This is a genomic window from Streptomyces sp. NBC_01363 (assembly GCF_026340595.1).
GTDB lineage: Bacteria > Actinomycetota > Actinomycetes > Streptomycetales > Streptomycetaceae > Streptomyces.
The window spans coordinates 5,720,629-5,738,934 of the sequence record NZ_JAPEPF010000001.1; the positions used below are offsets into that span (position 1 = coordinate 5,720,629).

Annotated in this window: 11 protein-coding genes and 5 pseudogenes; 9 read left to right on the forward strand and 7 right to left on the reverse strand. The window is 68.6% G+C overall.

What is annotated here, in order from left to right; translation table 11 throughout:
* Positions 1–3 precede the first annotated feature (3 nt).
* Positions 4–4,230: a hypothetical protein gene (locus OG611_RS26005; protein ID WP_266424565.1), complete on the reverse strand. Its 4,227-nt coding sequence runs from the start codon at positions 4,228–4,230 to the stop codon at positions 4–6.
* Positions 4,231–4,449: 219 nt separating this feature from the next.
* Between OG611_RS26005 and OG611_RS26010 the strand changes: the two genes are divergently transcribed.
* Positions 4,450–4,659 (forward strand): hypothetical protein, encoded by a 210-nt coding sequence (locus OG611_RS26010; RefSeq protein WP_266424568.1) that lies wholly within the window; start codon positions 4,450–4,452, stop codon positions 4,657–4,659.
* A gap of 192 nt (positions 4,660–4,851) precedes the next feature.
* Positions 4,852–6,054 (forward strand): annotated as a pseudogene (locus OG611_RS26015) (IS4 family transposase); the annotation flags it as partial.
* A 556-nt stretch (positions 6,055–6,610) separates the two neighbouring features.
* Here OG611_RS26015 and OG611_RS26020 read toward each other — a convergent pair.
* Positions 6,611–7,570 carry an SDR family oxidoreductase gene (locus OG611_RS26020; protein WP_266424571.1) on the reverse strand — a complete coding sequence of 320 codons (960 nt, stop codon included), beginning with the start codon at positions 7,568–7,570 and terminating at the stop codon, positions 6,611–6,613.
* A 463-nt stretch (positions 7,571–8,033) separates the two neighbouring features.
* Between OG611_RS26020 and OG611_RS26025 the strand changes: the two genes are divergently transcribed.
* The 3 genes from OG611_RS26025 (at position 8,034) to OG611_RS26035 (ending at position 10,288) form a co-directional block, all read left to right on the forward strand.
* A complete protein-coding gene (locus OG611_RS26025) occupies positions 8,034–8,360 on the forward strand; it encodes a nuclear transport factor 2 family protein (protein WP_266424574.1) in 327 nt (108 codons plus the stop codon).
* A gap of 125 nt (positions 8,361–8,485) precedes the next feature.
* Entirely contained in the window at positions 8,486–9,637 is a 1,152-nt protein-coding gene (locus OG611_RS26030) for an IS630 family transposase (protein WP_266424577.1), read from the forward strand.
* A gap of 273 nt (positions 9,638–9,910) precedes the next feature.
* Positions 9,911–10,288: a hypothetical protein gene (locus tag OG611_RS26035; RefSeq protein WP_266424580.1), complete on the forward strand. Its 378-nt coding sequence runs from the start codon at positions 9,911–9,913 to the stop codon at positions 10,286–10,288.
* Positions 10,289–10,796: 508 nt separating this feature from the next.
* On the opposite strand, the pseudogene OG611_RS26040 reads toward OG611_RS26035, so the two are convergent.
* Positions 10,797–11,048: pseudogene (locus OG611_RS26040) on the reverse strand (integrase core domain-containing protein); the annotation flags it as partial.
* An 8-nt stretch (positions 11,049–11,056) separates the two neighbouring features.
* Here OG611_RS26040 and OG611_RS26045 point away from each other — a divergent pair.
* Positions 11,057–11,245: pseudogene (locus OG611_RS26045) on the forward strand (DUF6225 family protein); the annotation flags it as partial.
* 90 nt (positions 11,246–11,335) lie between these two features.
* On the opposite strand, the gene OG611_RS26050 reads toward OG611_RS26045, so the two are convergent.
* On the reverse strand, positions 11,336–11,869 hold the full coding sequence (locus OG611_RS26050) for a GNAT family N-acetyltransferase (protein WP_266424582.1): 534 nt from the start codon (positions 11,867–11,869) through the stop codon (positions 11,336–11,338).
* 268 nt (positions 11,870–12,137) lie between these two features.
* Between OG611_RS26050 and OG611_RS26055 the strand changes: the two genes are divergently transcribed.
* On the forward strand, positions 12,138–12,380 hold the full coding sequence (locus tag OG611_RS26055) for a hypothetical protein (RefSeq protein WP_266424584.1): 243 nt from the start codon (positions 12,138–12,140) through the stop codon (positions 12,378–12,380).
* Between the two features lie 146 nt (positions 12,381–12,526).
* Here the strand turns inward: OG611_RS26055 and OG611_RS26060 are convergent, their stop codons facing one another.
* The 3 genes and pseudogenes from OG611_RS26060 to OG611_RS26070 form a co-directional block, all read right to left on the reverse strand.
* The gene (locus OG611_RS26060) at positions 12,527–12,772 is read right to left on the reverse strand and encodes a hypothetical protein (RefSeq protein ID WP_266424586.1); all 246 of its coding nucleotides are present in this window, start codon (positions 12,770–12,772) and stop codon (positions 12,527–12,529) included.
* Between the two features lie 65 nt (positions 12,773–12,837).
* Positions 12,838–13,584: pseudogene (locus OG611_RS26065) on the reverse strand (SpoIIE family protein phosphatase); the annotation flags it as partial.
* Between the two features lie 171 nt (positions 13,585–13,755).
* The gene (locus OG611_RS26070; RefSeq protein WP_266424588.1) at positions 13,756–14,835 is read right to left on the reverse strand and encodes a hypothetical protein; all 1,080 of its coding nucleotides are present in this window, start codon (positions 14,833–14,835) and stop codon (positions 13,756–13,758) included.
* 670 nt (positions 14,836–15,505) lie between these two features.
* Between OG611_RS26070 and OG611_RS26075 the strand changes: the two genes are divergently transcribed.
* Together OG611_RS26075 and OG611_RS26080 are read left to right on the forward strand one after the other, a co-directional pair.
* Positions 15,506–17,332 (forward strand): hypothetical protein, encoded by a 1,827-nt coding sequence (locus OG611_RS26075; RefSeq protein ID WP_266424590.1) that lies wholly within the window; start codon positions 15,506–15,508, stop codon positions 17,330–17,332.
* A gap of 362 nt (positions 17,333–17,694) precedes the next feature.
* Positions 17,695–18,298: pseudogene (locus OG611_RS26080) on the forward strand (transcriptional regulator).
* Positions 18,299–18,306 lie beyond the last annotated feature (8 nt).

The following is an 18,306-nucleotide window of genomic DNA, read 5'->3' on the forward strand; positions in this document are numbered from 1 at the left end:
CGGTCACGGCCCGCTCCCCGGCTGCCCGGCCTTCCCTTCGATGTCGTCGTAGACCGTGTCCCAGCGCAGGTTGGCGCCGTCGCGGCCGGCCCAGGAGGCGGTGCGGCGGGCGGCGTCGCGGAGCTCGGCGGGCCATTTCGAGTCGGCCAGCAGTCGGTGCACTTCCTCCGAGATATTGCTGATGACCTGCCCCGCGACTTCCAGCAGGTGCCGGGCGAGTTGGTGGTCGCGGGGACCGTAGCCGATGAGCAGCTCGTACAGGTGGGCACGCTCGCCGACCAGGAGACGCAGGTAGGGGCGCCAAGGGTTCCAGGCGAAACCCCGCCATCGGGCAGAGGGGCCGGATTCGGCGGTCGCGGCGGTGACGGCCGACCGCAGGAGCTCCTCCGCGTCCTCTGCACGTCCGGCCTCGTGGAGGTCGACGCAGAGGCGGGGCATGGTGTCGAATCGGTGCGGCCATACATTGCCCGGTTGCGTCAGGCTGTGGCCGCGAGGCATGCACAGGCTTCCCGGCTTGAAGGTCAGGGAGTGGAGGTCATCGAGGCCGATGTCGTGAGCGCCGTCCGCGAGTTTCCTGCGTGCGTCGAGGACGGCGAGCCGGACTCTCAGCAGGTGGGCGGCGTTCCCGGCCAGCATGTAGGCCTCCTGCGCCCGCTGAGGCCGGTCGATCGTGGCGGCCATGGTCGCGGCCCGGTCGACCAGTTCGTCCAGGGCGGGGGTCAGGACTGTGCGCGCGGTGGAGAGGTCCCAGAGGGTGGGGGTGGCGGTGAGGGTCTGGGTCACCGCTTCCAGTAGCTCGGTCTGGGCGACGGCGCTTGTGCGCAGCGCACTCAGTTGTTCGACCAGGCCGGCGGGGGTGCCCAGTGGTGTGAGGCCACAGCCGATCATGCGTGCGGTCAGCCGGTGCGCGGCCGCTGTGGCCTGATGGTCCTTCTGATTTATCAAGTGGGTCGTGATACACCGTAGTTGGTCGGCATTCTCGGCGGGTAGCTGCTTCTCGCTGGCCCGGACGAAGCCGACGAGGGCGTCGGTATCCGTGCGCCGCAGTGCGTCGCTCAGCAGCCACGGAAGGAGCAACCCAGGTGCCTCGGGGACACGGGCGATGACCTCTTCGCGCGGCGACGGCAGCCGTTTGCGCGGCTGCCGTCCCCTCCGTCGGCGCTTCCCCTCGCCCGCCTGGTGCTTGACCTTGCCGGGGCTCTCCTCGCCCTGCTCCTGCTCGAAGGTTTCCGGCTCCGTCTCCTGATCGTGGGGCGTGACACCGATGAGGTGGCCGAGGGCATGGGTGGCGAGGTGGTGGCCGCCCGCCGCGGCGGCGACGGTGAGGTCGAGGTCCCAGGGAGCCGTGGTCCACGGCAGAAGGGTCACGGCACGCGGTTTTTCCGACCTGCGGTCGTCGGGCAGCGACGCGGCGACCACCCGGGCGGGCAGCCGCCGGCCCCCGGGAAGCAGAGCGGTCAAGGCCAGGGTGGTGGCCAGCGGCTGCGGGGCCTGCCGCACCCGTTCGTGCGACAACTGCGTACGGCACCATTCCCGTGCCATACGGCCGGCGGGAGTGTCGCCGGCCATGAGCAGCGGGCGCAGGAGATAACGGGCAATGGACTTGCGGGTGTTGTCGCTCGGGGCGCAGGCCGCTGCGGTCGCCAGTTCCTCGCGCAGCGTCGATGCGGCGATGCGACTTCTGGGATGGCACAGAGCGCTGGCCACGCCGTGGAGGACGACATGGTGAGTGGCGACGGGCAGGTCACCGCGGGCCAGTTCGTTCAGGCAGGTACGCAGAGCCTGCAGGGTGTCGGCGGTTCGCTCGTGGGCTTGCGCAGCAGCCCAGCAGGTCGCGGCCGAGTCGATGATCCTGTCGATGTCCTTGGGGACCTTCTCAGTCACCCCGGCGAGGCGTTCCGGCAAGCCGCGGCACACCTCACCGTACGGGTCGGGCCATTCGGTGGCCAGCTCGGCGAGCGTGGCGAGGGTGTGTTCCAGGGGCGCGCCACGCCGTATGAAGGCGTCGTCGAGCATCTCGTCCATGACGGTGACGGCTGTGCGGCCAGGCTGAGCGGCGGGGGCGGCCGCCGCACCGTCCTCGTGCAGATGACGCATCAGGGTGATCAGGTGAGGTGCGAGGGCGTATCGGGGCAACTCCGCGGCGGGCAGATCGTAGAGGAAGGTGGCGGCGGTGGAACGCTGCTGCCGGATGAGCACCGTCAGGGTGTGCAGGACCTCGCGGCGCTGGGGGCCGTCGGCCGCGTCCCAGATCGTCCGCAGAAGCTTCGGCCAGATGCGTTCGGCGGGCCGACCGGTGGCGTTGAGGACCTCCAGGTAGTGCTCGGCGAGCAGCCTGCCGTTGTCCAGGTCCTCGATCAGCGGGACGGCGTCGGCCACGGCGCTGTCCGGAGCGTGACGCAGTCCGGCCAGGATGCGCAGGAAAGTCTCCCGCGCGACCGGAGAAGAAGCCTGGGCCAGGTGCGCCAGCCAGGGGTACCAACGACTCGATCGGTGTGCGTGCATGCGGTCGCTGTAGTGGAAGGAGTGGCGGGCGGCCTCGGCGAGGTACAGATCCTGGGGGTGCTCGGTGATGCGACCGACCGTTGCTTCGAGCCCCGCAGGGGCCTCGGCGAGGCCCCTGCCCGCGGCGTACTCGCCGATCGCCTGGTGGTGGAAGCGCAGTCGGCCGGGAAAAGGCTCGCCCAGTACGCCTCGCCGGAGCAGCAGTCCGATCCGGTGGGCTGCGGTGTCCGGGGGCACGGCAAGGCGGGACGCAACGAGATCGCGGGCGCTCTCCCGCTGAAGCTCGATCGTGCCTTCGAGCAGGGTGGCCAGACCGAGTTCGGCGGCGGCCTCGCCGAGGGACAGAGTCTGTTCCTGGGGTTCCATGCCGGGGGCCGTCACCGCGTGCCGGGTATCGCGGTCGACGCGCCACGTCCAGTAGTCGTGGAAGAGGCCGGCCACGTCGAGGTCGAATCCGCTCGGTCCCTTGGGCTGATACAGGTCGAAGATCATGCGCAGGTGCAGCGGGTGCCGGATCAACCTGCCCAGGGGCAGACCGCGGGCGGCCGCGTCCGCCAGAGCCCTCCTCATCTCCGGCAGGCTGCCGTCGTGGTCGTTGCGGGCCGGTGCGTACGCGCCGGCGTAGGCGTCGACCGCGCGGTCGAGTTCGGAGCCGGGGGCCCAGCCGTGGCGACGGTCGGCCTCGGGGCCGTCGTCGTACAGACCGAGGCGAATGTCGGCGAGGATCGAGGTGTAGGCGCCGGACTCGTGTTCCGTGTCCCGGCGCTGCTTGAGCAGGCCGGCCTCGCCCGCCCGGCAGGCCAGGGCGACGGCGGTGTTCCTGGACCGTAGGACGGTTATGAGTTCGACGAAGTCGTGCGCGGTCTCCGGCTGGTGCAACAGCAGGTCGGCGGTGTCGAGCAGCAGGACGATCCGGTGCCGGGCGCCTGCGGTGCCGGCGGGCCGTCTGCGGTGTTCCTCCAGCAGCGCGGGGAGTTCGCGCGGGCGCAGATCCGCGGCCCCGCCGGGACCGGCCAGGAGGGAGGTCGCGGAGAGCAGGACGAGGCAGATGTCCTTGCGTTCGGACAGAACCTGGTACACGCCCCACAGGGAGCAGCTCTTGCCGACACCGGGCTCACCGACGAGAGCGGCGGCCTGCCCCGGAGCCGCACCGGTCAGTTGGCGGTCGATGTGCTTGAGTACCTGCCGCTCGGCCGCCCGTTCGATGCGGACCTCGGCCAGTCCCACGCGGTCGAGCCCCGGCCCGAACTGGTTGACGGTGACCGTCTCGAGGGATCGCAGTGCGCCTTTCCGAGCCTGCGCCAGCGTCGGCAGCCTCCGGTCGACTTCCTGCCGAGTGAGGGCGCGCGAGGCAGGGACCGCGGGTCGCCGTTGTGATCGCTGCCGTGCCGCGGACTGCTCCTCGTCGCTGTGGGGCAGCGCCGCTGCGTACCGCTTCCGCAGCTCGGCGAGATCCCCGTAGCCGCTGTCGCACTCGGGGGAGCAACCCGACCGCACTCGGGCCTCCTCGCAATAGTCCAGGCCGGCCTGCCTCCATACCCCGCCCTTGCGGATCCAGGTGGAGATGGTCCCGGGCGACCGCACACCGCACCATTCGGCCAGGTCTCCCGTGCGCATACGGCGCCCCTCGTAGCCGTGCGCGACGCTCCACATCCAGTGCTTCAGCGCATGGAGAATCCAGAGCCGGTCATCGCTCCAGCCGTTGGTGTCCTGGGGCCACTGCACCTGACGGCCCGGACTCGCGGGATGCCATCGCTGTTCTTCACCGGCCAATTCTTCAACCCCCGGCACAATCTGAAAAACGACCACTCAGTGTCATCCGATCAGGTTGGCAGCGTACGCGAATTGCGCGAGCAGCGGTCGGCGATCGGCTCCGTTCTGCACAACTTCCCCGTCGAGAAACCTCGTTCGTGCCGGAAGAACCGACATGACCAGGAGGAACCGATGAACCTCGACGAGCTGCTCGACCACGCGACGGACTGGGCGGAGACCATCGCTCCGTGGACGGGCATCAACCACGGACTGCGTCTCGCCCGGGACGTCGTCCGCTACGGCACGGTGCTGTGGATGACCCGAGGCTGCACCCCACGAGAACGGGCCCTGGCCCTTGCGGCGATGCACCGGTCGCGCCGGGGCCACCGCCGGAGGAGGTGAGCACCTGGCGTCCCGCCCTCCGAGCCCCGCGGACCACGCCCTGTCGAGACCGAATTCGGCGAGCTGGGCGAGCTTGTCCGCGGGGAGCATCGCGAGCCTCGCCTCCGCGTTCGAGGTCCACACCCCGGATTCGCCCCGATCGCCTAGGCCCAATACCGGTGACTTTGAGGGTGTCGGCTCGTTGTGTTGGGTGTGCCAAGGCCGGGACAGGTGAAGTCGGTGGGGGGCGAGCGGTTTTCGGATCGCATCGCTCTCGGAGTGTTAACGCGTGCGTTTACGCCTGATCTGGTGGACGAGGTGGTGGCGGAGTGCGGGCGTGTTGAGCAGCGTCAGCGGCTGCTTCCGGCACGGGTGGTGGTGTATTTCGTGCTGGCGATGTGCCTGTTCTCGGGGCAGGGGTATGAGGAGGTCGGGCGTCTTCTCACGCAGGGTCTGGAGCGTCAGGGCCGCTGGGTAAAGGGGTGGCGGGTGCCTACGAGCGGAGCGATCGGGCGGGCGCGGCTGCGGCTGGGGCCGGAGGTGCTGAAGGCGTTGTTCGCCCGGGTGTGCCGGCCGGTGGCCGTCGCGGGGTCGCGGGGCGCCTGGTTTCGGGGGCTGCGGTTGGTGGCTGTGGACGGGACGACGTTCGATCTGCCGGACACGGTGGCGAATGCCGGGTATTTCGGGCGTCCGGGGACCGGCCGTGGGCAGGGCAGGAGTGCGTATCCGCAGGCCAGGGTTGCGGCTCTGGTCGAGTGCGGCACTCATGCGGTCTTTGCTGCCGAGGTCGGTCCGCTGGCGGTGCACGAGACCGTGCTGGCCGGGCGCCTGTTCTCTTCGTTGACCCGGGGAATGCTGCTGATGGCCGACCGCGGGTTCCTCGGATTCGACCTGTGGCGGGCCGCCGCGGCAACCGGCGCCGACCTGCTCTGGCGGGTCAAAAGCAACGCGGTGCTGCCTGTGGTGACGTCGCTGCCCGATGGTTCCTACCTGTCGGAGATCGTCGCCGCCCGTGACAAGAACCGGCGGGCCGACCCGGCCCGGGTCCGCGTCATCGAGTACACCCTTGGCCCACGCGGGAAGGACGGCACCGTCTACCGGCTGGTCACCACCCTCCTCGACCCGGACACCGCGCCGGCGGCGGAACTTGCCGCGCTCTACGCCGAACGCTGGGAGATCGAGACCACGCTGGACGAGATCAAGACGCACCTGGGCGGGCCACGTCTGGTCCTGCGCTCCCAGCACCCGGCCGGGGCCGAGCAGGAGATATTCGCGTTCCTCCTCGTTCACCATGCCGTGCGGGACCTCATGCACGAAGCCGCACGACAGGAGGGACACGATCCGGACCGGATCTCCTTCACCCGCGCCGTGCGCGTTGTCCGCCGCCAGGTCACCGCCCAGGCGGGCTTTTCCCCCTCCCGACTCACGCGGGCCCTCGCACAGACTCTGCTTGAAATCGGTCAACGGCTCCTGGAACCACGGCGGTTACGCTCCAATCCCCGTGTCATCAAACGCAAGATGTCCAACTGGGCCCTCAAACGCACCGAACACAACAACCAGCCCCGGCCGGACACCCCAGTAGTCACCCTCGTCGGACCCACCAAACCAGCCCCAACCTCCCGGAAAAAGACCTAAATCACCGGTATTGCGCCTAGGCCCCACCGTCACCACCATCATTGGCCACGCCGTCCTTCAGCACCTCGACATGATTTCTGCGTCTCCACATGGGCACTGGAGGCGGTTCATATGGCCTCTGTCCTCCGTAGCCCAGTGATCAACGACCCCCGTGTGGATTGGAAGGTGCTTCTTGAGGTGAGCGCGACAGCCGAGGGCATCCAGCTGACCCGACTGTCACGCCATTGCCCCGGCCACCGGGCGCGCCCGCGGAGGTGCTGGCCCTGGCGGGCCTGCGCGCCCGCCTCCGCGAGCAGGCGCAGGCCCTCGCTGCACTTTGTACGGCGCGGGGCCGGGGTCAGCGGTAGTCGTCCGGGGAGCTGTCCTTCCCGCCGTACGTGACATCCTCGAAGTACGCCCAGGCGTCGGGCCGGCTGCCGTCCACGTCCCGTACGTCGTAGGATCTGGCGAGCTCCGCGCTGGAGGTGGACTTCCCGTTCCAGCGGGCGGCCCGGTCCGGGTCGGCGGCGAGCGCGGCCACCCCGCGGGCGAGGTAGTGCGGCGATTCGGCGATCGCGAAGCCCGGTTCCTGGGCGACGGCGTCGCGCCAGTTCTCCTCACTCACGCCGAAGTGGGCGAGCATCTGTTCCGAGCGCAGGAAACCCGGCGTGACGGCGACCGCCGTGCCCCCGTACTCCGCCAGTTCCTCGCCCAGCCCGAAAGCGATCCGGATCGGGGCGTTCTTCGCGAGGTCGTAGTAGAGGTTCTCGCGGTACCTGCGGTTGGAGACTGCCGTGCCGTCGGTGACCTCCACGTGCAGGGGCGCGTCCGAGCGGACCAGGAGCGGTAGGGCGAGTGCCGCGGTGATCACGTGAGAGCGCACCCCGAGTTCCAGGATGCGCAGCCCGTCGGCGAGCGGCGTCTCCCAGCTCTTCTTGCCGAAGACGGAGCCGACGAGCAGGTGCTCCCCGCCCCAGAGATCATTGACCAGGATGTCGAGCCGCCCCTGTTCGCGGTCGATTCGCTGGACGAGGGCGCGCACCCGGTCTTCGTCCAGGTGATCGGTGGGGACGGCGATGCCTGTGCCGCCGGCCGCTGTGACCAGCTCAGCAGTCTCCTCGATGGTCTCGGTGGTCCGGCCGACCTCGCTGGCGTGCTCGCGGGTGGTGCGGCCGGTGACGTAGACGGTGGCGCCGGCGCGGCCGAGTTCGACGGCGAGGGCACGCCCGGCGCCGCGGGTGGCCCCGGCGACGAGCGCGACCCGGTCGGCGAGCGGGCCGTTCTGGCTGGTGTGCTCGGTGTTCCTGTTCTTGTTCATGGCACCACGGTGCACGATAAAGGCGACAGTTCGTGTCGCCTTTTTCCCTGAGCTGTTCCCGCGTGCTCTGTGGGGGTGCAGCCGAGTTCCACGGGGCTGACACTGATGCGGTGGTGGATGTGGGCTGTTGAAGATCAGGACCGCGACGGGGCGAGAAGCCTGTCGCAGAGCAGGCGATCACCGCTCTGGCGGACGGAACTTAGTGGTCGGCTTTGGAAGTCCTTCGGGGGTTGACATGCGGTCAGGTCGAGTGGGCGGTGGGGACGAGGTGCAGACCGCACATGCAGTCCAGTGCGTGCTCGGGGGAACCGTCGAAGCTGACGGTGGGCGGTCGGCTGGCCTGGGGTGGGGGTGACTGCAGGCAGATGCCGAACGGGAGGTCGTGCGAGGTGTGAATGTGCCGATCGGCAGGTAGTCACGGTCTTCCCTGGACGAGCGAGGGAACACTCTGCATGATCAACTGGTGACCACCCCAGAGACCATCGTCGAACGCCAGCTCGCCGCCTACAACAGCCATGACCTCGAAGCCTTCGCGGCGACGTACGCCCCCGACGTCTGCATCAACCGCCGCAGCGGCGACCGCCTGCTCGGGCGCGACGCCGTGCGGGAGGCGTACGCCGACATGTTCGCCAAGGGCCGCTGCCGGGCCGAGATCGTCGGCCGACTCACCGAGGGCGACTGGGTGGTGGACCACGAGATCGCCCACGGCATCACGGACGACCCCCTCCGCGTGCTGGTCGCCTACCGGGTCCGCGACGGCCTGATCGACCACGTCGACTTCCTCGGCTGACTGCCGGACCTCCCTGATCAGGTGCCCTTGAGCGCGTCGCGGACGGCATGCGGCGCAGGGTGCTTGACCGTCCTGAATGATCTTTCCGAGATTGGCCGTTGTCCTCCATGCCTGTGGCCCGAGCCGTGGCTCTTACCTTGACCGTCTCCGAGCGCCGCCGGTTGAAAACGATGGCCTACGGTCGCAAGACCGAATATCAGGCCAGGCAGCGGGCATCGATCGTACTACTGGCGGCACGGGGGCGCTCCAACGCGCGTATCGCCCACGAGACGGGCCTGCACCTGGACACGGTTCGTGTCTGGCGCGGCCGGTTCGCCCACGGCGGGCTGCCGGCCCTGGCCGACCGCAAGCGCTCCGGGCGCCCCGCCCACTTCACCCCCGTACAGGTCGCCGAGGCCAAGGCGCTGGCCTGCCAGTTACCCGCCGAGACCGGCGTGCCGCTGTCGCAGTGGTCCTGCCCGGAGCTGGCCGCCGAGCTGACCACAAGCGGGATCACCGACACCGTCTCCGCGTCCACGGTGCGCCGCTGGCTGCGCGAAGACGCGCTCAAGCCCTGGCAGTACCGGTCCTGGATCTTCATCCGCGACCCGGACTTCCGCGCCAAGGCCCAGCGCGTCCTGGACCTGTACGCCCGCACGTTCGAGGGCTTCCCGCTGGGCGAGGACCAGTACGTCGTCTCCAGCGACGAGAAGACCTCCATCCAGGCCCGCTGCCGCTGCCATCCGACCCTGGCCCCCGGCCAGGCCCGGGCGATGCGCGTCAACCACGAGTACGGCCGCGGCGGAGCGCTGGCCTACCTCGCCGCCTACGACGTCCACCGCGCCCAGGTGTTCGGCCGCTGCGAGCCGAAGACCGGCATCGTGCCCTTCATGAACCTGGTCACCCAGGTCATGACCACGGAGCCCTACGCCAGCGCCAGACGCGTCTTCTGGATCGTCGACAACGGCTCCTCCCACCGGGGGCAGAAGGCCATTGACCGTCTGACCACAGCTTTTCCGAACGCGGTCATGATCCACACCCCCGTACACGCCTCCTGGACGAACCAGATCGAGATCTTCTTCTCCATCGTCCGACGCAAGGTCGTCTCACCCAACGACTTCACGGACCTGACCCAGGTCCGGGACCGGCTCCGAGCGTTCGAAGGCCGCTACAACGCCACGGCACAGCCGTTCCAGTGGAAGTTCACCACCACCGACCTGGACAATCTGCTGGCCCGGCTCGACCGACACACACCCGCCGACCGACAAGAAGAATCCTCCGTCGCCCTGGCAGCCTGATCAACCCCCGACGGACTTCCGGAGCTGACCACTAAGGCCGCCGCAGCGGCGGCCACCACGGCCCTGACGTGGGATACGTTCATCGCACAGAAGCGGCTGGATGCCCCACTGATTGCCGGAAAGGCGCCGTGCACTTACGGCAAGGGCTACACCTTCGGCGGCGACAACCACGGCTTCGACTGGCGTAGCTCCAGCTATCGCACGGCCGCCAACGCGCTGATCACCTGGAAGAGCAAGAAGGTCGAGGGATCCACGAGCATCGGTACCACGCACGTGTACAACAAGAAGACCGGCAAGCTTGTGGCCAAGCGGACCGCGTCCGGCAGCAAGATGGAGGTCCGCAAGCTCGGCAGCGGCTCGGGCTACGTGGACATCCGCATGGTGACGCACGCCACCAACCCGTTTTGCAGCAAAAAGCTCCCCAACGCGATCGACGGAGCCTTGCAGTTCAAGATTCGCTCGAACGGCAACTGGGAGATCCGCTCCGGTAACCACCGGCAGATGCCCAGCCACTACATCTACATCTACAACGGCGGCCGGGTGACCGACGTATACAAGCGCAGCGCCGCCAGCCCCTGGTGCCTGTCCGGGTCGGGCGCGGCCGGATGCGAGCTGGCAAACCTGACCGGATACTCCGGCCGCTACAAGTAAGAACCCCGGCTCACACCCACCAGTGGCCCCCGCGCACTCTGCGGGGGCCACCGCTGCCGTAAGAAGCCCGATGCCTCCGCTCCGTAGAGGAAGGAGGACACTGACCGTGCAAACCCGCGTGGCTGCTGAGCATCTGGCGTGCCCGGCACCTCCGCATCGTCCTCGGCCAGAACGGCGGCGGCACAACGGCCGCCCGGGCAGCCGGACGGTGACTGGTCAAGGCCATCACCGTCGCCACGGCGGCCTGTGTGCTCGCAGGCCGCTTCCACGCCCGCCCGTGCAGGAACGTCCGGGCCCGGACGCACGCAGAGGGCCCGGTGACGCTGTTCAACCAGGCGATGGGCTGGCTGCACAGGAACCAGGTGCTGCTGCCTGTGATGGTCTGCGTGTGATGGTCAGTCGCTGACGACTGCCGAAACCCGTATGACCCGCCCGCCAGTTGAGGTGCTGCGCCTGCTGCTGATGGCGCCAGCGAACGATCTGAACCGCCCCGGGGTCGGTAGAGATCTCAGATTGTGGTTGTGACCTGGGGTTTCGTGGATTCCATGTGGTGATTGGCCTCGTACTCAGCAGGTGGAATGTGGCCTATCTCACCGTGGAGTCTGCGGTGGTTGTACCAGTCGGTCCACTCGGCGGTGGCCAGCTCGACCTGGGCGAGCGACTTCCAGGGCCGTCGGGGCTTGATCAGCTCGGTTTTGTAAAGGCCGATCGTGCTCTCCATCAGGGCATTGTTGTAGGCGTCGCCGACTGATCCGATCGAGGCGGCCCATGACCGAAGTCTTCGATCACGCCCCGCAGGTATGGAACGCCGCACAGCTTCGTGCAGCGCTCAAGGATCTGCCCGACGACACCCCCATTCACATCGGTGTCGCCGAAGCCCCCGGCAACTTTGGCGGGTACCGCGAGTCCGTCCTCGTCAACGCCCACCACGTCGAAAACTGGTGGCCCGCCAACGGCACCACGCCCGAACGGGCCGAGAAGGAGAAGGCGCAGAGAGCGTGTACCCCGGCGGTAAGTTGGGAGGTTCACCGGCGGCGAGGGGCACACTCAGCGATGTGCTGGCGTCCGCGTCGACGCTGGGACGGTGGCGGGCCAGGTGTATTCGAACTCGGGAAGCTCGAATCCCTGGTCGAAGCGGCAGATGCGGGACGCGCTACGGCGGCCTCCGTGGCGTTCGTAGAACGCGACCGCGCGGGTGTTGCCCTGCAGGACCTCCAGGTAGACGTCGTGGCCGGGGTGCGCGGTGGTGGACCAGGCCAGGGCATGCTCGAGAAGCCGACTGCCCAGCCCGCGCCCGGTGTCGCCAGGACGAGCATGCAGGTTGTCGAGCAGGATCCGGCCGTCCGGCTGCGGTTCCAAATAGACGAAGCCGAGCAGCACGCTGGTTTCTACGGCCAGGAACAGCGCCGCGCCCGGGACAGGATCGGCCAGCCGCGCCCGCCATACCTGTTGGCGTTCGGCGAGCAGCGGGCCGTCCAGGTACTGCGCAGGGAACAGGGTCGCGTAGGCCCCTCGCCAGCTGGCCGTGTGCAGCTCGGCGACGGCATCGGCATCGGCTGCTACGGCGCTTGTGATCTCCATGGCCGCATTCTCGCGGCCAACTCGGCTGACGTCTGTGAACTGAGGCACGCTCTCCCCGCTCGCTCGCTCGCTCACGCAGCCGCAGCCACCCGGCTGAGCGATCACGCGCCCTGCAACGCCCTGCCGCCGAACGAGCCGAACTGTCCACGATCACACCCGCCGCCGAGGCCCCCAGGTGAGCCGTACCGCGTGAGGTTGGGGAAGTCTGGCCCGGGCGCGTGAGGGACAACCGGATAATGACCTTCTTTCCGTTCAGTAGGGTCGCGGCATGACGACTCTCCCGCCCGACGCCGCTGCGGCCCGCTCCGCCGACCTGCGGGCAGCCGCCTCACGCCTCGTGTTTCTCGACGACATCACCGAGACCACCGCCCCAGCCGAGGTCCTCGACAACATCGCCGCCACCATCGACGCAATGCGCCATCCCGTCGTCTCCCTCGGTGGCTCCGACGCTGCCGATCGGGCCATCGCCGATGCGGCGGCCGCAGTCTGTGCCCTGAGGAACCTGCGATGAGCGCAAGGCGGCTTCACTGAAGGTGAAGGCGAGCGCCTGAGGAACGGACCCAAGGCGTTGGTCATCGCGGTAGAGCCGCTCCCGAGGCCACTTGAGTGCTTAACGCTGGTCGCCGGTAGGGCCGTCGCCTGGATCGGGCTACGGCCTCAGCTCTTCGACAGAGTTGGCAGCACGCGATCATGTCGAGCCGGGTCACGGTAGTGCTCAGCGGGCCGACCACCGTCGCTCGCTTGCTGCCCACCGGCGTGCAGGACGATGGAGCTGTGGGCGAGCAGAACGAGGGCCAGGAGCATGTCGTCGTACCGGAACGGCTGCTGACCGCTGTCGGAGCCCGCGAGATGACGGCCGGGCTGCGGGAATGCGGTGGGGTGAGCCGACTCCGACTCGGCCATCCGCCCTCTGAAGCGGGGCAGGTCAACGAGTGGAGCCGGGGCCCAGCTCATGCAGTATCAACGCATCAACTGGGCCGAAGTACTTGATCTGGCGGCAGACTCAGCTCGAACCAGACCACTTTGCCGGCCGCGAGCCGTGTCGCGCCCCACCGTCTGGCCAGCCGGTTCACGACCAACAGGCCGCGGCCGCCCTCGTCCATGTCACGCGCCCGGCGCTGCCGGGGCAGCTGTGGGGAGTCGTCGCCGACCTCGCAGCGCAGCATGTCGGTGCGCAGCAGCCGCAGCGTCACCGGTCGCTCTGCGTAGCGCACCGCATTGGTCACGATCTCGCTGATCAGCAGCTCCACCGAGTCGGAGAGATCGTCGAGGCCCCAGCGGCTGAGCGCGTGGCGGGCCAGCCTGCGGGCCCGGCCCGGTGCGGTCTCCTCCGGTTCGAGGTGCCAGTATGCGACATCGCTTGGTGCGATCCCGTCGAACCGGGCGGCGAGCAGTGCGATGTCGTCGTCCCGGTCGCCCGGGCCGAGCATGTTCAGTACGTCGTCGCAGAGTGCCTCCAGCGGCGGTGAGTGGTCCGGGCCGGCGAGTCTGCCGTTGGTGGCGAGCCGTTCGCGCAGTTGCTCGATCCCGGGCCAGACGTCCCGCAGCCGGGACTCGACCAGGCCGTCGGTGTACAGCAGCAGCGTGCCTCCTGCGGGCGCGTCCAGTTCGACGGCCTCGAAGTCCACTCCGCCGACGCCGATCGGGGCGCCGGGCGGTACCCGCAGCACTTCCGCGCGGCCGCCCAGGTGGAGCAGGATGGGTGGCGGATGCCCACCGGCTGATTGCCCGGTTCGCCATGGTCATGTCCTCGGAGATCCGAGGGAGCGGTGTCGACTCTTTCCAGTCGGGTAGCGTCCCGCTCATGCGCCGGCCTGGTATCTGACGCCTGCCGGCCGACCTGGAGACCGGCTGCGTCCAGATCGGCCGGGCGGCTGGATCTTCCGTCATGCCCGAGCGGGCACCCGGTTGTCGATCGTTACCTCGACGGGTTCTCCCTCACCGGAGTAGGCCTTGCTGAGGACTCGGGCGGTCGCGTAGTAGACCTGGGAGGCCATGGCCCAGTCGGCGTAGGCGACCAGTTCCTCCGTGTCCTCGCCGTCTGGCCTGCTCACGGAGACGTTCGCCACGCGATAGAGGGCCAGGAGCATGGCGACCAGCGACCGGCCGGAGAGCACCGCGGCCACCAAGCCGTTCTCACGTTCTTCCAGGGCAGGGGTCCGGAAGTGTGGGTGGCTGCCGACCTGCGCTGCCACGAATTCCCAGGTGTCCCGGTGGCAGACCAGAGTGGCCGACGCGACCTTCCCGGCCCTCATGATCGCCCAGATCCGCCCCTCCCAGGTGAGGGGTGCCGGTTCCTTCACGGATTCGCCGGGCCCTTGCTCGCTGGCCTCCAGCGCCGCGTGGGGAACGTCGTGTTCCTTTTCTTCGTGGCTATCGGCTTCCGGCGCGGTCTGCCCTTCTGCTTCAGCTGGCTGCTCGGCTTCGTCCTCGCCGGTCGTCGGAACGTCGGCACCCGTTGGGGGCGGGAGTTTGATTCCAGGCGGGTTGTCTACCGCGAGCGCCGGGACAGCCGTCGCCCCCGGGGTTTCCAGCTCCTGGTCCGACGCCTGCCGCTGCCCGGGCAGCGCTGCGGTTTCCGGCCTAGGGGTGTCACCGGCCTGCGTCGGGTGCGGTCCCTCCAGCGAACCGACGGTCGACACCAGTACTGGTGCTGCGGCGTGCAGAATCTCCAGAATCTTGCCGACGTCCTCACGCAAGCTGTCGAGCCCGTTATGCAGCCGGTCGACGTCACGGCGCAGGTCTGTCACTGCGGCGACGGCCTCGCTTGCCCGCTTGCCCGCGTTGTAGGCGCTGGTTCGCGTTTCATGCTGAGACGACTTCAGATCGGTCAGAGCAGTCTCGCGCAGCCCCGTGATCTCGCCGGTGAATGAGGCCCGCAGGTCCCGTTCCAGGTCGTTGACCCGGTTGCCCAGACCGTCGATCGATCTCTTCATCTCGTTCTTCGTGTCGATCACGATCGTCACGATGTCGTCCCTGCGCGGCAAGGAAACCCTCCAGAGGCGTGTAGCCGGATAACTGCACTGCGTAGTCTCGCTGCATGGTGGACGCACGTATGCGGCTTCCCGAACTTGGCTTGATCAGCCTCGATATGGGCCGATACGGCATCAGTCACACCAGTGAAGGTGGAGGCGAGCACCTGAAGAACGGGCCCACAGCCTTGGCCATTGCGGCAGGGCCGTCGCCCGGGACGGGCTACGGCCTCAGGTCCTCAACAGAGTCGGCAGCACGTCGGCGGATGACGTCGGGCAACTGGCGGGAGCAGGCGGCCGGGACGAAGAAGAGGAGCCCTCTGCCGTCTGCAGATCCGATCACCGCACCCTGTCACGGGGGTTGAGGCCGTGTCAGCGGGATGATCAGCCAGCGTGCGACGGGGGAGGAGCCGGATTCAGGCGGTGGCCGGCTGCGGGGCCCGGTCGGTTCCGGCCACTGTCCCTGAAGACCCAGCAGTGACCTGGTGGTGACGGGTAGCTTCGGTCCACTTACGGCTTCAGCCCGCGCGAGGTTGAGCAATGTCGTGCCAGGCCACGCACGTAGGGGGATTCTCGGTGAGCAGTACTGGGGGCTGTTTTGCGGGGTGACAGGCGGCAGATCCAGACGGCGGTCCTGGGCGGTGCGGAGTCGGAGGAGCCGCTGATGCTGCCGTTGGAAGCGATCGAGCTGGACGCTTTCCGTCGCCAGCACGAGCGCGACACGTACTGGTGCGGGTTGCTGCTCGGTGGCTGTGGCAACCAGTTGACGACGAAGTTGTACACCGACAGGGTCTGCCACTTCGCCCATAACCCCGGTGCCGAGGGGCATTCTCATCTGTGTGGTCGTTCCTCCCGGGGCGTGGCCAGTGCGGATCACCTGTACGTGAAGTCCGCGGCTGTGGCTTGGCGCCGTGCTCGGGGCGAGGGGGCCGACTTCGACTTCGCCCGGCCGGGTGGGGCGCCGATCGGTTCCGTGGTGGACATTCGGTTTCAGCATGCTGCTCTGCGTGTGCACCTGGACGGAGAGGTGGTACCGGAGTGGGACAAGGAGGGCCACGAACCGGTGCTCGGGGTTTCGGTGCCAGTGGACCAGGACACGCTGATCCGCCGCTGGTACGTCCACCGGATCCGTCTGGACAGTGAGGGCACGACTCGCCGGGTCCGCATCGGAACAGAGGCCTTCGCTCGGCCGACCGAATGGTTCGGGCTCGACGAGTGTGAGATGACGGAGCGCGGATTGTCGACGCCGGCGGTTGAGAAGATCGTTCAGGCCCGCAACGCGCCGCGTCCGTTGCTGTGGTCGCCCGGCAAGGCGAGGAAGGTGCCGGAGCCGGAGGCGCGCGCCCAGGCCCTGCTGCGCCGGCTGGTGTATGCGCGTCGGATCGGGTCCGCTTCCTTGGCGAAGCAGGTGCGCGAGGAGATCGAAGGTCTGACCGGTGTGGAGGGGGAGCTCCAGGAACAGCTCGAGGCTGCCGTACGCCACGCGAGGGTCTGGCTGGTCGAGCAGAACGAGGAGCGCCGCAGGCTCTTCGACAACCTGAAGAGGGCGGTAGCTGAGCAGCGCACTGGGCGGGTGCGCAGGCTTCTGATTCGCGTCAACGCGACTGCTGCGGAGGATCGCACGGAGGCCGAGTCCGCCGTCTTCGAGCGGGCGATCAAGTACTTCGGGAGCCTGGACGACCTCACGCGGGACGCGGTCGAAGCGGAAGCTGCTACTGAGAAGGAAGCAAAGAAGGCTGCCGCTCGCGTCCGCAGCGCCCTCCCTCGCCTTCGCGGGTACGACGCGTACACGTTCGATCTGTGCCCTCAGGTGGAGGAGTTCTTGCAGTCCGCGGCCTTGGCCGGAGAGCTGCTGAAGCCTGGTGAAGCGCGTCGTGTGGAGGTCTGGAAGAAGCGGGCGGCACTGGGGCCGCAGGAGCAGCTGCGCGTGGCGCGGCGGTACTGGATCCAGCGGAGCTGTCCGCGCTGCAAGGCGGAGCAGGGCAAGAACTGTGTGCTGGTCGAGGGGCCCAACAGTGGGAAGGCGCGCAAGGATGGCCACAATGAGCGGCTGCAGCTGATCGTGGATGAGCGGAAAGCCGCACAGAGGATGGCCCAGCAGCAGAAGAAGGCTCGGCAGGAGGTTGAGGCTCCTGCCGAGCCGATGCAGCCAGCCCCGGAGGAGCGGGAGGTCGGTTCCGCACGTCCCCTCCAGGAGCGGCGGCCGAAGGTCTATCGGGAGGGCCGGGCGCAGGAGGCGAGGAAGAAGGCCGCGCCCCGGCTGCACCACCAGGTGGGACGCGGCGACTGGTACAGAGGGACGTGTCCGCGATGCCACGCCGGGCCCGGGAAGGCCTGTGCCAACGACGACCGCGTCGGGCCTGGCAAGACACGGCAGATTCCCCACGACAAACGCCTGCGCCTGTTCCTGGAAGGCCGCAAGGCCATGTCCCAGCCGCTGCAGCCACGCAGGGAAAGGTGGGGAGAACAGGGGAGCGGTTCGCCGGAATGAACCCGGCACGTGATGGATGTCGCCTGCCTGAAATGCGATGCCGCGCCCAACATTCCGTGCACGCCCCACGGCACGCACCGCGAACGGGCGCAGTGGGCAAAAGAATTTACCCGGAAACTCTGGGCTGACCCGTGCACCGGCCGCCCGGCCCCCGGGTCCTGGGCGACTTCGTGCTGCGCTCCGGGCGCCTCGGCTTCCTGGAGGAGCCCGGAGCGAGAGCACTTCATGACCACGCTTCGTAGAGGCGCTGGCGGACTGCACGACGGGCGGGGTGACGATCGAGAAGAAGCATGGCGAGCCTCAACCCCCGGATACGGTGATGAACACGAAGGCAGTGTCCATGAGTTCAGAGGGGGTACGACCTGCCGGAGCGGACTATCGACTTCGGGAAGTTCGGCGTCCGAGGCATCAAGGGCAGCGATGCCGTCGCGCGCAAGCTTGACGAGCTAGCGGAAGGGATCGTCACCCCGGTGACCGTGAAGCGTGGCCTGATGGCCCGCCTGCACTACCTGACCCGGACCGACCACAGCCGCAGGGCGGCCGGGGACGCCGGGCTGACGGTGATCGACCGCACGCTGAAGGCGTGGCTGGAGAAGAAGCGCTGGCCGTCGAACGCCAACCTGGAGCGCATCGACGCTGCCTACGGCCAGGTCCGCCGCCAGAACGTCGCCCGGCACCTCCTGCGACCTCTGAACGCCGCCGGCGGGACACGGCTCAGCCAGTCGCAGGTACCGCGCCCGCTACGGGAGCCTGGTGAAGTGCCGCGCGATGAACGTCTGCCGCTGGGACCGCATCGTCGACGCCTGGGCGGCCGGTGTCCACCAGGGCCTGGACGACGCCTGGGAGGACACCAGCGTCGATCTCGGATCGCGGGGCAATGAGCGGTCTGGCTACGGACTCCGCTCGCCGTCTCGCTCGCGGCCGACGGCCGCCTTGTCCGCGCGCTGCTCCCCGACACCCCGCTGAACGGCGGT